Origin of the sequence: Paenibacillus sp. FSL R7-0128 (genome assembly GCF_038002245.1) — a bacterium.
Classification (GTDB): Bacteria; Bacillota; Bacilli; order Paenibacillales; family Paenibacillaceae; genus Paenibacillus_AQ; species Paenibacillus_AQ silagei.
On record NZ_JBBOCD010000001.1, the window covers coordinates 7,041,252 to 7,054,980 of the forward strand.

Annotated in this window: 12 protein-coding genes; all 12 read right to left on the minus strand. The window is 49.7% G+C overall.

Going from position 1 to position 13,729, the window contains the following annotated elements; all coding sequences use genetic code 11:
* The 12 genes from argJ to NST26_RS30080 all read right to left on the minus strand — a co-directional run bounded on the left by argJ (position 1) and on the right by NST26_RS30080 (position 13,689).
* The gene (argJ, locus tag NST26_RS30025) at positions 1-1,233 is read right to left on the minus strand and encodes a bifunctional ornithine acetyltransferase/N-acetylglutamate synthase (protein ID WP_340980509.1); all 1,233 of its coding nucleotides are present in this window, start codon (positions 1,231-1,233) and stop codon (positions 1-3) included.
* Between the two features lie 22 nt (positions 1,234-1,255).
* Positions 1,256-2,311, minus strand: coding sequence for an N-acetyl-gamma-glutamyl-phosphate reductase (argC, locus tag NST26_RS30030; protein WP_445323384.1), 1,056 nt, complete (start codon positions 2,309-2,311; stop codon positions 1,256-1,258).
* Between the two features lie 196 nt (positions 2,312-2,507).
* Entirely contained in the window at positions 2,508-3,392 is an 885-nt protein-coding gene (locus tag NST26_RS30035) for a YitT family protein (protein ID WP_339251791.1), read from the minus strand.
* Between the two features lie 72 nt (positions 3,393-3,464).
* A protein-coding gene (gene prfB / locus NST26_RS30040) for a peptide chain release factor 2 (RefSeq protein WP_340980510.1) occupies positions 3,465-4,599 on the minus strand; the annotation gives its coding sequence in 2 pieces (ribosomal slippage) (positions 3,465-4,505 and positions 4,507-4,599; 1,134 coding nt in all).
* A gap of 488 nt (positions 4,600-5,087) precedes the next feature.
* The gene (gene secA, locus NST26_RS30045) at positions 5,088-7,592 is read right to left on the minus strand and encodes a preprotein translocase subunit SecA (RefSeq protein WP_036721232.1); all 2,505 of its coding nucleotides are present in this window, start codon (positions 7,590-7,592) and stop codon (positions 5,088-5,090) included.
* 308 nt (positions 7,593-7,900) lie between these two features.
* Positions 7,901-8,458 (minus strand): ribosome hibernation-promoting factor, HPF/YfiA family, encoded by a 558-nt coding sequence (hpf, locus tag NST26_RS30050; protein ID WP_036721235.1) that lies wholly within the window; start codon positions 8,456-8,458, stop codon positions 7,901-7,903.
* A gap of 228 nt (positions 8,459-8,686) precedes the next feature.
* Entirely contained in the window at positions 8,687-10,138 is a 1,452-nt protein-coding gene (locus NST26_RS30055) for an S-layer homology domain-containing protein (RefSeq protein ID WP_340957713.1), read from the minus strand.
* A 488-nt stretch (positions 10,139-10,626) separates the two neighbouring features.
* Positions 10,627-10,824 (minus strand): cold shock domain-containing protein, encoded by a 198-nt coding sequence (locus tag NST26_RS30060; protein ID WP_036721237.1) that lies wholly within the window; start codon positions 10,822-10,824, stop codon positions 10,627-10,629.
* A gap of 229 nt (positions 10,825-11,053) precedes the next feature.
* Positions 11,054-11,389 carry a flagellar protein FliT gene (locus tag NST26_RS30065; protein WP_036721240.1) on the minus strand — a complete coding sequence of 112 codons (336 nt, stop codon included), beginning with the start codon at positions 11,387-11,389 and terminating at the stop codon, positions 11,054-11,056.
* Positions 11,382-11,771 carry a flagellar export chaperone FliS gene (gene fliS, locus NST26_RS30070; protein ID WP_036721243.1) on the minus strand — a complete coding sequence of 130 codons (390 nt, stop codon included), beginning with the start codon at positions 11,769-11,771 and terminating at the stop codon, positions 11,382-11,384. The genes NST26_RS30065 and fliS overlap by 8 nt, the downstream gene beginning before the upstream one ends.
* A 26-nt stretch (positions 11,772-11,797) precedes the next feature.
* Positions 11,798-13,279 carry a flagellar filament capping protein FliD gene (gene fliD / locus NST26_RS30075; RefSeq protein ID WP_340957712.1) on the minus strand — a complete coding sequence of 494 codons (1,482 nt, stop codon included), beginning with the start codon at positions 13,277-13,279 and terminating at the stop codon, positions 11,798-11,800.
* 17 nt (positions 13,280-13,296) lie between these two features.
* A complete protein-coding gene (locus NST26_RS30080; RefSeq protein WP_340957710.1) occupies positions 13,297-13,689 on the minus strand; it encodes a flagellar protein FlaG in 393 nt (130 codons plus the stop codon).
* Positions 13,690-13,729: the final 40 nt, after the last annotated feature.

Sequence of the window (13,729 nt, forward strand, 5' to 3'; positions counted from 1 at the left end):
CTACGTGCGGTAAGCCGCATTAATCCGCACATAATCATAAGTCAGGTCACAGCCCCAGGCTGTAGCCTGCCCGCTGCCGTCTGACAAGGTTACCGTGATCAGCACGGTATCGCTTTTTTGCAGATAATGCAGTGCCTGCTCCTCATCAAAAGCCACCGGACGTGATCCGCGCAGCACCTCGATCTCTCCCAGCTTAATATCTACCCGCTCCGGCGATACCGGAACGCCCGCGCGCCCTACGGCCGCGATAATCCGCCCCCAGTTGGCATCCGCGCCGAAGATCGCCGACTTCACCAGGCTTGAGCCGACCACGGTCTTGGCAATCGCCGCAGCAGCCTCATCATGCACCGCCCCGTTCACCTGCACCTCAATCAGCTTCGTGGCCCCTTCGCCGTCACGGGCAATCGCCATGGCCAGGCTCTGGCACACATGGGTGAACGCCGCTGCAAAAGCCTCCCAGTCCGCATGCAGCCGCGTCAGCTTCTCATTACCGGCAAGACCGCTGGCCATAGTGACCAGCATATCGTTCGTACTGGTGTCACCATCCACTGTAATCATATTAAAAGTAGTGTTCGTCGCGCTTCGCAGCAGACTAAGCAGATCCTCGCCGTCAATGAGCGCATCGGTGGTCATGAAGCCCAGCATCGTCGCCATATTCGGGTGAATCATCCCGGAACCCTTCGCCGCTCCGGCAATCGTAACCTCAGTACCGCCTACCGTTACTTTTACGCAGCTTTCTTTTTTGACCAGATCGGTAGTCAGAATGGCCTGGCTGAATTCCTCCGCACCGGCAGCGCCCGCGTCCAGCTTCTCCGGCAGTCCGGCAATCCCGCTGCGCACACAGTCCATCTTCAGCAGTTCCCCGATTACTCCCGTGGAAGCGACAGCAACATCCAGCTCATTCACGCCCAAATAACGGGCAGCCGCCGCACGCATCTCATATGCATCCGCCTCGCCCTGGTCCCCTGTACAAGCATTGGCGTTACCGCTGTTCACGATTACCGCCTGCAGCGTTCCGTCCGCCAGACTCTCCCGCGTAACCTTCAGCGGAGCCGCCTGAAACACATTGGTCGTATACACCGCAGCGGCCGTAGCAGGCACCTCACAGAGAATTGCGCCGAGGTCATTACGCTCAGTTTTTTTGAGACCGCAGTGCAGGCCACCGGAGGTGAAGCCCTTAGGTGCAGTAATACTTCCGCCTTCTACGACGGTATATAGTGGTTGCTCACTCATGATATTGTTTGACCGCTTGCGCTTATGGATACACTGGTGTGTAACCAAGCCCGCGGGTTTCCTCCCATCCCATCATCAAATTGAGGTTCTGAATCGCTTGCCCTGCGGCGCCTTTAACGATATTGTCGATGACCGACACAATGGTAACCCGTCCGGTACGTGCGTCTGTGGCGAAGCCGATATCGCAGTAATTCGAGCCGCTGACTTCCTTCGTCGCCGGAACCACGCCGGGCTCACGCACCCGCACATACGGTCTGCCTGCATAATATTTACGATATAAATCTACGAGTTCCTGTTCACTATGTTCACCATTCAGTCCGGCATACATCGTAGTCATAATCCCCCGGGTCATCGGCACCAGATGGGTAGTGAAGGTTACGGTGACTTTCTCCCCGGCAATATCGGTAAGCACCTGTTCAATTTCCGGGATATGCTGATGCTTGTTGATTTTGTAGGCTTTGAAGTTCTCATTCATCTCGGCAAAATGCACCATCAGGCTCGTTCCCCGCCCTGCCCCGGACACCCCGGATTTCGCATCAATAATGATGCTGTCCGGCTTGATCCAGCCTGCCTCCAGCGCCGGAACCAGCCCCAGCAGCGTAGCTGTCGGGTAACATCCCGGATTCGAGATAAAGTCCACTCCGGCCGCACGTTCGCCGTACACCTCGCATAACCCGTATACCGCCTGCTCCAGATACGCTGCCGGAGGAGCCGGATGCTTATACCACTGCTCATACTCCGCACCATCCTTGAGCCGGAAGTCCCCCGACAGATCGACAACCTTGAGTCCTGCCTCAAGCAGCCCGGGCACCAGCTTCGCACTCACTCCTGAAGGGGTAGCAGTGAATACAACATCCGCTCTGCTTGCAATCTCTGCTGCATCTACACCATCCAGCTTACGCTGCACCACTCCCGTGAGATGCGGAAAACCCTCCTCAATCGGCGCACCCGCACTCGAAGAGGAAATCACTGAAGTAATCTCTATATCAGGGTGGCTCTGCAGCAGCCTGATCAGCTCCACGCCCCCATAACCCGTTGATCCGACAATCGCCGCTCTCAGCTTGTCTGTCACTGTCATCCCCGCTTCCCGTTTCTCATTTCTATCATTATCGCTCATGCATAACCGTCCTGCAAATATGTATTATTATACGACCGAATTAATATAAATACAACACGTTGCGTTAACTTTATTCAGCTGGCGCACAAGAAGAAACGCAGGGTTATCCTATTCACTACAATATATCAAAAGAAGCGCAGAGCCCCCTTAAGGGAGTCTACGCTTCTCTTTTGAAACCTTCGCCCAGCACCTCATGAGCCTCGGTAATAATCACAAATGCAGCCGGGTCCACCGAGCGGACGATCGCCTTGAGCCTGGTAATTTCATTCTGGCCTACCACGACCATCAGCACCGTACGGTTATCCCCGGTATAGCCGCCTTGCGCATTCAGTTTGGTCAGCCCGCGGTCCAGATCATTCAGAATCGCCTGCGAGATGTCCTCTGTGTGATCCGAGATGATATACGCCACCTTCGTGGTGCTGAAGCCCACCTCCAGCGCGTTGATCACCCGGCCGGTGACGAACAGCCCGATCAGTGCATACATCGCCTGCTCCATCCCCAGCACAAAAGCCGCCAAGGTAATCACCGTACCATCCAGCAGCACGACAGACAGCGAGAAGCTGAAGCCGGTTAGCTTTTGAATAATCTGTGCCGCAATGGTCAGTCCGCCCGTAGAGCCGCGCCCCCGGAAGACGAGGCCCAGACCGAGACCCACACCAATTCCTCCATAGATAGAGGCCAGGAGCGGATTCGTGGTCGGCACAGGCCCGTCCTTCGTCAGGAAGATAAACAGCGGCAGCACAAAGCTGCCCAGCAGAGAGCGGATGCCGTACTGTTTGCCGAGGAAGATTACGCCGAGAATGAAGAGCGGAATATTAAGCGCCCACTGGGTAAAAGCAGGCTCTGCCCCAAACCAGGCCTCAGCCAGTACCGACAGCCCCGACACCCCGCCGGATGCAATCCGGTTCGGGAGGAAGAACAGGTTGAACGCCAGCCCTGTGATCAGCGAGCCGATCAGAATAAGCGCAATGTCCACCGTATGACGCAGCGGTCCGTTCAAGGGAATGAGCGGAGGTTTGTTGCGTGAATTGATTTTTTGCATGGTTGGCCGGACTCCTTTATGTTCAGACAAAAATTCCTACACCTCCGAAGACGCGTAGGAATTTGATTACTTTTATTCAGCTTCCGTCTTGATCTGGCTCCGCAGATACCCGTCAATGAACCCGTCCAGATCCCCGTCCATTACAGCTCCAACGTTGCCTGTCTCCACAGAGGTGCGGTGATCCTTCACCATGCTGTAAGGATGGAATACGTAGGAACGAATCTGGCTGCCCCAGGCAATCTCGGATTGTTCCCCGCGGATCTCGTCCAGATGTGCCTGCTGTTCCTGGATTTTGCGCTCATAGAGCTTGGAACGCAGCATCTTCATCGCCTGCTCCCGGTTCTTGATCTGGGAACGCTCATTCTGACAGGTGACCACCACGCCGGTTGGTATATGCGTAATCCGCACCGCGGAGTCGGTAGTATTGATGTGCTGACCGCCCGCGCCGCTGGCCCGGTACGTATCAATCTTCAGATCCTCTGTGCGGATATCCACCTCGACATCGTCTGCAATCTCCGGTACCACATCGCAGGATACGAAGGAGGTATGCCGTCTGCCTGAGGAGTCAAAAGGCGAAATGCGCACCAGCCGGTGCACGCCCTTCTCTGCCTTGAGGTACCCATATACATTGTGGCCCTTAATTAACAAAGTTACACTCTTGATTCCCGCTTCATCGCCCGGCAGATAATCCAGCACATCTACCTTGAAGCCCCGCTTCTCCGCCCAGCGTGTGTACATGCGCAGCAGCATTTGGCCCCAGTCCTGAGACTCGGTACCGCCTGCCCCCGGATGGAGCTCCAGAATGGCATTCAGCTTATCGTACGGCTGATTGAGCAGCAGCTGCAGCTCGAACTCATCCACTCGGGCACTTATACTGCGGATCGTTCCGGCTATCTCTTCAGCCAGTGCGTCGTCGCCTTCCTCATCGGCCAGCTCCGCCATCATGGCAGCATCGTCATAATCCTGCTGGAGCTTCTCAAATTGATCAACCACCGACTTCACGGCATTCATCTCGCCAATCACGCTCTGCGCCTGATCGGGATCATCCCAGAACCCGGGAGCCGCCATCTTCTCTTCGAAGTTCGCTATCATCTCCAGCTTCAGGTCTAAGTCAAAGTGACCCCCTAAGGTTGGTTAATTTCTTGCCCATTTCACGCAGGTCCTGCTTCACATTAGGATCGATCAATTGGATCACATCACCTTTCATAATTGAATATTGCGCCGGGCTGCCGGTTTGGGCTTACCGGTATGGACGGCCATCTATGCTGCTGTAGCTTCGCTTCAGCTGCTACATGGCCAGGTGTACGCCGTAACTGCGGGAAATGTTTGGACTTTCGGCCGCTGTTGTGCCCAGATTCATTGATTATACCGCATAGCGGATAAAATCCGGGCACAAAGGCGGACGCTACCGCTCCTGCAGTTCCAAACTTTCCCTCCGTTACTTCCACCTCAGCCATAAAACATCTGAACATTCCCGTCAGCCGCACAGCTGTGCGTCCGGACCACTCCAAGCCCAAAAAAGCAGCCGGGCCGCAAACGGGGAGTCCCCCGGGCCCAGCCGCTTTTTATTGTCATTATAACCTAAGTGCAAGTGCACAAAACAGGAAGTACGATCGGGTGAAAGGTACTCGCAGCTTAACGCCTGCTCATTATTTCACCAGACAGTAAAACAGCTATCATTAGCTCTACTATATCTTATGCCTGACCGTGGCAGTTCTTATACTTCTTGCCGCTGCCGCATGGGCATGGATCGTTACGGCCAACCGTAGATTCCACATGCACCGGACGCTTCTCAGCAGGCTCTGCGTTGGTGGAGATCTTGTCTTCCTCCACTACCGATTGGCGCTCCTGATTCGTCTCGATGTGCGCCTTCATAATGTAGGTCGCCACTTCCTCCTGAATGTTCGCTGTCATGGCGTTGAACATCTCGAAGCCCTCGAATTGGTATTCGCGCAGCGGATCGGTACCGCCGTAAGCACGGAGGTGAATCCCCTGACGAAGCTGATCCATGGCGTCGATATGATCCATCCATTTGCTGTCTACGGAGCGAAGCACAATAACCTTCTCGAATTCACGTACCAGCTCAGAGCCAAGACGCTCTTCACGTGCAGAATACTTCTCAAGTACACGGGCGAAGATGAATTCGATCATTTCATCTACTTCTTTGCCCCACAGATCATCGCGGGTCAGCTCATTTTCTTCCAAAAGCTTGCTGTTCACATAATCCGCAACCTCTTGCAGCTCCCAGTTCTCCGGGATATCGTCACTGCAGTGTGCATTCACAATACGGTCGATAACCGGCTTGATCATTTCCACTACGATGTCTTTGATATTGTCCGACTCCAGAATTTCGCGGCGCTGCTTGTAGATAATCTCACGCTGCTGGTTCATGACGTCATCGTATTGCAATACGACTTTTCGGATGTCGAAGTTATTGCCTTCTACCCGCTTCTGGGCAGATTCAACAGCCTTGGTAATCATACGGCTCTCAATCGGCTGATCTTCCTCGAATCCAAGACGGTCCATCATGTTCAGCACATTGTCCGCACCGAAGCGCTTCATCAGCTCATCACCGAGGGACAGATAGAACTGTGTCGAACCCGGGTCGCCCTGGCGTCCGGCACGGCCGCGAAGCTGGTTATCAATCCGGCGTGATTCATGGCGTTCTGTACCAATAATATGCAGGCCGCCAACATCGGTTACCCCTTCGCCCAGTACGATATCCGTACCGCGTCCAGCCATGTTCGTGGCAATCGTTACGGTTCCCGGCTGACCGGCATAAGAGATAATTTCGGCTTCAGCAGCATGATGCTTCGCATTCAGCACCTGGTGTCTTACACCCTTACGCTTCAGCATTTCAGATACGCGTTCAGAGTTCTCAATCGATACCGTACCTACCAGCACCGGCTGATTCTTCTTGTGGCGTTCCACAATTTCAGCGACAACAGCGTTGAACTTGCCGTTTTCACTTTTGTAGACCACATCCGGCATATCAATACGCTGATTCGGCTTATTCGTAGGAACCTGAAGAACCTCAAGACCATAGATCTTCTTGAATTCCTCTTCTTCCGTCTTCGCAGTACCCGTCATGCCGCCTAGCTTGCGGTACATCCGGAAGTAGTTCTGGAAGGTGATGGTAGCCAGCGTCATACTCTCATTCTGGACTTCAATCTCTTCCTTCGCTTCAATAGCCTGGTGCAGCCCGTCGCTGTAACGACGTCCCTGCATCAGACGGCCGGTGAACTCATCGACGATCATAACCTCGTCTTCATTCACCACATAATCGACATCCCGGCGCATAATAGCGTTCGCCTTCAAGGCCTGTACAATATGATGGTTCAAGGTAACATGGCTATGGTCATACAGATTCTCTATCCCAAAAGCACGCTCAGCCGTAGCCACGCCCTTCTCAGTGAGCGCTACAGACTTCACCTTGATATCCACGGTGTAATCCTCTTCGGCAGTGAGCTTCTTCACGAAACGGTCTGCTGCATAATACAGCTCTGTCGATTTCTCAGCCTGGCCGGAGATGATCAGAGGGGTCCGCGCTTCATCAATAAGGATGGAATCGACTTCGTCAATAATACAGAAGTAGAGCGGGCGCTGTACCATCTGTTCCTTATAGAGCACCATGTTGTCGCGCAGATAGTCGAATCCGAATTCATTATTCGTGCCGTACGTAATATCGCAGGCATATGCCGCTTGTTTATCATTATGGTCCATGCCGTTCAGGTTCACCCCAACGCTCATGCCCAGAAAGTTATAGATTTGTCCCATTTGCGCACTGTCGCGCTGAGCCAGATAATCATTTACGGTGACGACATGCACGCCTTTACCCAGCAGCGCATTCAAATACACCGGCAGCGTTCCAACCAGTGTCTTGCCTTCCCCGGTCTTCATCTCGGAGATCCGGCCTTCATGCAGCGCCATACCCCCAACCAGCTGAACGTCAAAATGCCGCATGCCCAGCGTCCGTTTGGAAGCTTCGCGTACGGTAGCAAAGGCCTCGGGAAGAATCTCTTCCAGGGTCTCACCTTTCTCAATACGGGCGCGGAATTCCGCTGTCTTCGCCTGCAGCTCTTCATCCGTAAGCGATACGAAATCCGGCTCCAGCCCATTAATTACTTCGACCGTCTTCATCAGACGTTTGACATCCCGTTCATTAGTGTCGCCAAATATTTTCTTAACAAGTCCTAGCATGGTTAACCCCTTTCATGCAACACAGATGGTGGAACCGAGCCCATCCTCATAGATTGAAAGGGCCATATATGATTTCGATTCCGCTGCTTCATAAATTGTAACAGTTTGTAAGAGAAGCCGCAATACAAGCCGCCCTAACCTTATTCTGTATAATCCCCTTACATGAGGACAGAAGATGGCATTTTAATGAAACTTCTATATATACGCACAAGAGCCCTATTCGCTTCAGGCGAATAGGGACTCGTCTAATTGTCCACGTTAGGCTGAACCGAAGCCCTTGCTTATTCCAACAATTCCCGGTCCAGAGGTTAGTTCTGCTCGATCAGACCGTACTTCCCGTCATCGCGTTTGTATACTACGCTAACTTCGGAAGTGTCAATGTTGGAGAACACGAAGAACGTATGTCCAATCATGTTCATTTGCAGAATCGCTTCTTCCACATCCATAGGCTTCAAGGTGAACCGTTTGTTCCGCACAACCTCAAGATCATCATAATCCTGTTCCTGCTCTTCAACAGCAACGGCGCTGCCCGAACCTTCAACGAACAAGGTCTTCAGGCTGCCTTCCTGACGGAACTTGCGATTAAGCTTAGTCTTGTGCTTGCGGATCTGACGTTCCAGCTTGTCCACTACGGCATCGATGGATGCATACATATCATCGCTGCGGTCTTCCGCACGAAGCGTCACACCAGCTAGAGGAATTGTCACTTCCACCGTATGAAGGCCGCGAACGACGCCAAGCGTCACATATCCTTCAGAGGTAGGGGGTGCTTCGAAATACTTCTCAAGTCTGCTGAGCTTCTTATCAACATAGTCTCTCAAAGCGTCGGTCACTTCAATTTGTTGACCTCGAATGCTGAATTTCATAAGGCACTCCTCCTTTGTTTACTTTTCCATTATAGCAAATTGTCAGGGCTAAGTAAAAAACAAATCATGACAGACTTTACATTCACCTAACAATAGATGTAACAGACCTGCCGTAACAACAAACGGCCCGGTTCGAGCATAAAGCCGCCCTCGCCGGACCGAATACTGATTGCTGTATTATTTCACGCTGAAGCCTAGATTATGAATGATTGCATTCATCAAGATTACTTATTTCGTGTGAATCCGCAGAAGCTCTACAGGTGACAAGGTGCCATTAGAATCAGTGATAAAGAAGACTTTATACGCTGTATTGGCAGTGAGTCCAGTCAGGTTAATGCTGTGTTTCACAACTGGATTACCTGTAAGAGTACCAGCCCAAGGCGCTGTTAATGTAGCACCCGCACTGTTCTGTGCGTTAGCAATCTGCATTGCCGTTGGATCAGCATCTGTTGCCTTAACCACCACATATTTCAGAGGGGTTACCGGTGTACCCGTCTGCCCGTAAGCAGCATATACATCCGCAGACACTGTTGTTACATTGGTGATCCCCACCTGAGCGACCGACCATGCGCTGCCTGGTGCTGTTTTCAATTGAAGCGGCGTTACGCCGGACCAGTTACCAGAAGCGTCAGCCAGGGCAACGTAAACGGTATAATCCGTATTTGCAGTCAGACCATACACCGAGAAAGCAACGGATGTGCCGCCAGTAGCCGCAACTTGGCCGAAATGAACGCCTGCTGTTGTAGCATTAATCAGTCCGTCTTTCACTTGTGCTGCAGTTGGTGCGGTTACGTTCATGCTGTATGGAGCAACTACATAATACACGGCTCCTGTTACAGAAGGCGTAACATATACATCAGCGGTAACCGAACCTACATGGCCGTAAGTCACGTTGCTTACAGACGGCAAGGTAACGCTACCGCCTCCGCCACCACCGCCGCCTCCGCCAGTGCCGCCACCACTACCGCCGCCAGGAGCTGGAGTAGCTGTTGGGCTGGTGCTTGGCACAGGTGTTGCAGAAGGAGCCGGTGTTGCTGTCGGTGCTGGTGTAGGCGTTACTCCGCCTGTAGCCGGCTTATGCACAACTGAGTTGCTTATAATTCCGACCGCTTCGGCACGGGTAAGGGATTTCTTCGGACCGAAGGTTCCATCAGGATAACCGTTAATGATCTTCTTCTCAGCCGCTGAGGCTACGGCCACCTTGGCCCATGCCGCAATCTGGGCATTATCCTTGAACTTAAGCGGAGTAGAGCTTGTACTCAGCTTAAGCAGCTTGGCAGCAATAACTGCTGCTTCCTGCCGGGTGAGCGGGTTGTTGGCCCGGAAGGTATTATTCTCATACCCGCCAATATAACCGGCCTTCACAGCTTTAGCCACTTCACTGTAGACCCAATTGGATTTCTTCACATCCGTGAAGTTAAGAGTAGCTGCTTCGGTGAACCCGAACAGACGATTAATCAGTGCCACATATTCACCACGGGTAATTGCCTTATTCGGCTTAACCGTTCCGTCAGGATAACCACCCAGGTATCCTTTATCCAGCCAGCTCTGCAGTTGCTTCTGCGCCCAGTGTCCTTGAATATCCTTAGGTGCAGGCGCTGCGGACACACTTCCCAGTGATCCAAGCAGCATTGAAATACCAAGTACTCCGGCCGTAAGGCCACGCCACAATTTCTTCATTCTTTTGTTCATCCTCCTGTGAGTGTGATGGGCATAGGCTTCACTGCATGACTTCTTACCAAAAGATCTTTCGGAAGCATACGCCTAAGCAATAATGAGAGTGCAGACTAGGCAACAAAAAAGCCCAACGGTTTCTATTACCCATATTTTGGAGGATGTTAACATTTTTCCGTAACTAATTTTTACAAAGTGTCCAATTTAGGACTCTTTTCATCTCGAAATGTAGGCCATTTACTCGAAATTGAGAATATTTATAAGAAGAATGTAAGAACAGAGTCATACGGCCCCTCCTTACAAAGAACACCTCTCGAACTCTTACCCCCAGCTTTATGCACAGTTTATCCACAACAGATAAAGTCACATCATTAGACAAAAGTAACTTTATTCACTGCATAAAAAAGACCCAAGGGAGATCCCTTGGGTCTAACGCTAGCGTTGTCTCAATTGCTAACCATCTACCATATATGTAGGTCGGCTTCGCCGGATGATTATAATTTGATGACGTTAGCTGCTTGTGGTCCGCGTGCGCCTTCAACGATATCGAACTCTACGGATTGGCCTTCATCCAAAGTCTTGAAACCGTCAGTTTGAATCGCGGAAAAGTGTACGAATACGTCGCCACCATCGGAAGTTTCGATAAAACCATAACCTTTTTCTGCGTTAAACCATTTAACTTTACCTTCCATTGACTAAACATTCCCTTCGTCATCAGATGAACGTGAGTCTTGCTCACAATTCGACTATACCACCGCAGCTTCTCTATTGTCAATTGGAATAGTAAATGATTACTTTCAATAATTTACCAGGGTACAATCGGCATCAGAAATGGATAGAATTCGGTAATATAAGTTACAAAAAAAGGAGCAGACGCTTGTAAATACCCGCCTGCTCCCCGACTGAAACAGGGGAAATCTATTATTTTTTTCGATCCATGAGAATGCTGTCTGGAGTATAGGCTGTCTCGTAAGCGTTGCGTTGGGCTTTGGCTTGATTGCGTTTTTGAAGCCCGTCTTTGGCTTCCAGCCGAAGGGCATTCATCCGGGCCACGATGGCCGGGTCATGCTCCAGGATTCGACGCAATATCTCTTTTTGCGCTGGGGTCATCTGACAATTCTCGACTTCTCCCCCAATGGCTTCGACAAGTTTCTGGCGTTGTTCTACGAAAGCTTCTAGTTCTTCGTAGGTAGCGTCTTCCAACTGATAGTTCATGGCTCGGGTCAGAACTTCAAGCTCCTGCAACAGATTATCCATGCTGGAGGTCTTGTCCAGCAGTCATTTTAGCAGCTTGTGCAAATGTTAGACGCAAGTCTATAAGATAACCAATGGCCTCCTCAGCCTCAGCCTTGGATTTCTTAATATTGGATTGGATAAAAAGATAGTTAATATATTCATACAGAGGTGCCAAGGTTTTGGCAACTTCATAGTTTCTGTCTAGAGTAGCAAGAAGCTCATTAACAATAGACTGAGCTTTTCCTAAAAAAGTACTAACTTTTTCAAAATCTTGCTCATCAATTCCTTCAATACCAGTCTTTGCGAAACGCACAGCTCCGTCAAACAACATTAGCAATAGTTGCGCTGGGCTAGAAGTTTGAACTGATGATTGGCGATACTTATCATAAGGAGATGTTATCATTGCATTCACCTTTCTCTTCTGTAGGCTTATGAGGACATATAGCTTGCCAAGCTCGATGATTGACTATTATAATTACTGATTGCGGTCTCCATTGCCGTAAAACGTTTATAGAGATTGTTTTCGTAATCATCTAGCCGATCTTGAAGAGTTGATATGCGCTTTTTGTAGTCAGCCAATTCTTTTCCCATTGTGCTGTCTGTTTTAAACGTAACAGTAACATCAGAAGAAAATTTAGAAGTACCAGCTTTTATTGACATCTTCTCTATTTCATTTGTCATTAGGGTCGACAGCTTACTAATAAGTCCCGTTGAACTATCAGACCCACCTTGGAAAATTGTTGTGACTGCCTGAGGATTGTCAGTGAGTGCCTGTTTCAACTTATCCTCATCAATGTACAATTTACCGTTCTCGTAGTACTGTCCGGTCGTAATCCCATATTGACTTAGCTGTCCAAGTTTTTCAGATATAGCATTTCGCATTGACGAAATTGTCGATTTAAGAATTTGATCATTTTTTAATAACCCGCTCTTAGCCTTTGTTTCCCATGCTTCTATCTGACTCTCGTTCATTGCTTCCTTCTGTTCATCGGTTAATGGAGTGTAGTCCTTGTACCTTTCTTCATTAACCTTTGTATTTAAAGAACTAAGCAAAGAATTATAATCTGAAACAAAACTTTTTATGGATTCCAGAGCCTTTTTAGGGTCATTGGATGTTGTTACTTTGGCCGCAGTCGTTGACTCAGACAGCAGAGTAAGATTCACACCATTGAGCTTGAAGCTGTTGCTTGCAAAGGTAAGTTCAGTTGAATCAACCTTGATTATTGCAGGCTGATAAGTTGTAATAGCACCCGATACTCCACCGAATAGTTTCTGAAAAGTATCATCGGAACCAATTGTTAGGGTTCCAGAAGAGCTATAATTCTTGGACTCTATAGATAGTTTGCCAGTAATTTCGTCAAATTTCGCTGTTGCATTAACACCAGTGGTGCTGTTGATCTTGCTTATTGCTTCGGAGATACTTAAACTGCTGGAGAGGCTAATTGATATATTATTAACAGTTATATTATAAGCACTTGAGGAAGTAGTGCTTGTATTTAACTTCTGCAAGTCAGCCAAAGTAGAGCTGGAAGTAAGGCGTGTTCCGTCACTTTTAGTCATGGTTGCTCCAGCCGTAGTTGCTGTTGCTGGCTTAGCAATCTGAGTGACTACAATGTTCATTGAGCCAATATTGGCCTCCGCTGTAGCTTCAGCCTTAAGTGAAGCTGTTTCTCCTGATACCGTGGCAATTTGGGTATTCATAGCTGCAGATCTTTGGTATGCAGTAAGTTTGCTAGTTTTAAAATCCACAAGCTTACTATTAATCTCACGAAAGTTATCTCTCTGCCACTCCATAACTTGCTTCTTTTGCGTGAGTTTATCAAGTGGTATTCTTTTGGCAGTCATCATCTGTTTAACAATGGTATCAACATCTATACCCGATGCCATGCCGCTTACACGAAGAGTCGCCATAATTTAATCCTCCTTTTTTATACTTTCTGATCAATAATAATACCTGCAATCTCCATCATATTAGCCACAATATCCAAGGTTTTCTCTGGGGGGATCTCTCTAATCAACTCGCCAGTGTCTTTGTTAAGAACTTTGACCATAATTGCCTTAGTCTCCTTATGCACGCTGACTTGCAGCGTGGTTTCAGGCCCTTCAAGAGCTTTTAACACTTTCTCAAGGGCCCTTACAGTCTGCTCTTCTCCGGTAGAAACGGTCACTCCCTGATTCTCCAGCCTCTTAAGCTGAATGCTATTATGTACACCCTCTAGTCTTACGACGTCTGCTTCATTTGACTTAGGGCTAGCTTTGACTCTTCCATAATCTGAACTCGAGTTAGTGTAGCCTGCAGTATTTGATAAGCGGACATCCATAATAGTTACCCTCCGTAGCAAAGTTTATACTATATTTATC

Bases quoted from the DNA above. Each gene is read 5' to 3' on its own strand.
- argJ (WP_340980509.1), bottom strand. From the start codon at position 1,233: ATGAGTGAGCAACCACTATATACCGTCGTAGAAGGCGGAAGTATTACT.
- argC (WP_445323384.1), bottom strand. From the start codon at position 2,311: ATGACAGTGACAGACAAGCTGAGAGCGGCGATTGTCGGATCAACGGGT.
- NST26_RS30035 (WP_339251791.1), bottom strand. From the start codon at position 3,392: ATGCAAAAAATCAATTCACGCAACAAACCTCCGCTCATTCCCTTGAAC.
- secA (WP_036721232.1), bottom strand. From the start codon at position 7,592: ATGCTAGGACTTGTTAAGAAAATATTTGGCGACACTAATGAACGGGAT.
- hpf (WP_036721235.1), bottom strand. From the start codon at position 8,458: ATGAAATTCAGCATTCGAGGTCAACAAATTGAAGTGACCGACGCTTTG.
- NST26_RS30055 (WP_340957713.1), bottom strand. From the start codon at position 10,138: ATGAAGAAATTGTGGCGTGGCCTTACGGCCGGAGTACTTGGTATTTCA.
- NST26_RS30060 (WP_036721237.1), bottom strand. From the start codon at position 10,824: ATGGAAGGTAAAGTTAAATGGTTTAACGCAGAAAAAGGTTATGGTTTT.
- NST26_RS30065 (WP_036721240.1), bottom strand. From the start codon at position 11,389: ATGGATAATCTGTTGCAGGAGCTTGAAGTTCTGACCCGAGCCATGAAC.
- fliS (WP_036721243.1), bottom strand. From the start codon at position 11,771: ATGATAACATCTCCTTATGATAAGTATCGCCAATCATCAGTTCAAACT.
- fliD (WP_340957712.1), bottom strand. From the start codon at position 13,279: ATGGCGACTCTTCGTGTAAGCGGCATGGCATCGGGTATAGATGTTGAT.
- NST26_RS30080 (WP_340957710.1), bottom strand. From the start codon at position 13,689: ATGGATGTCCGCTTATCAAATACTGCAGGCTACACTAACTCGAGTTCA.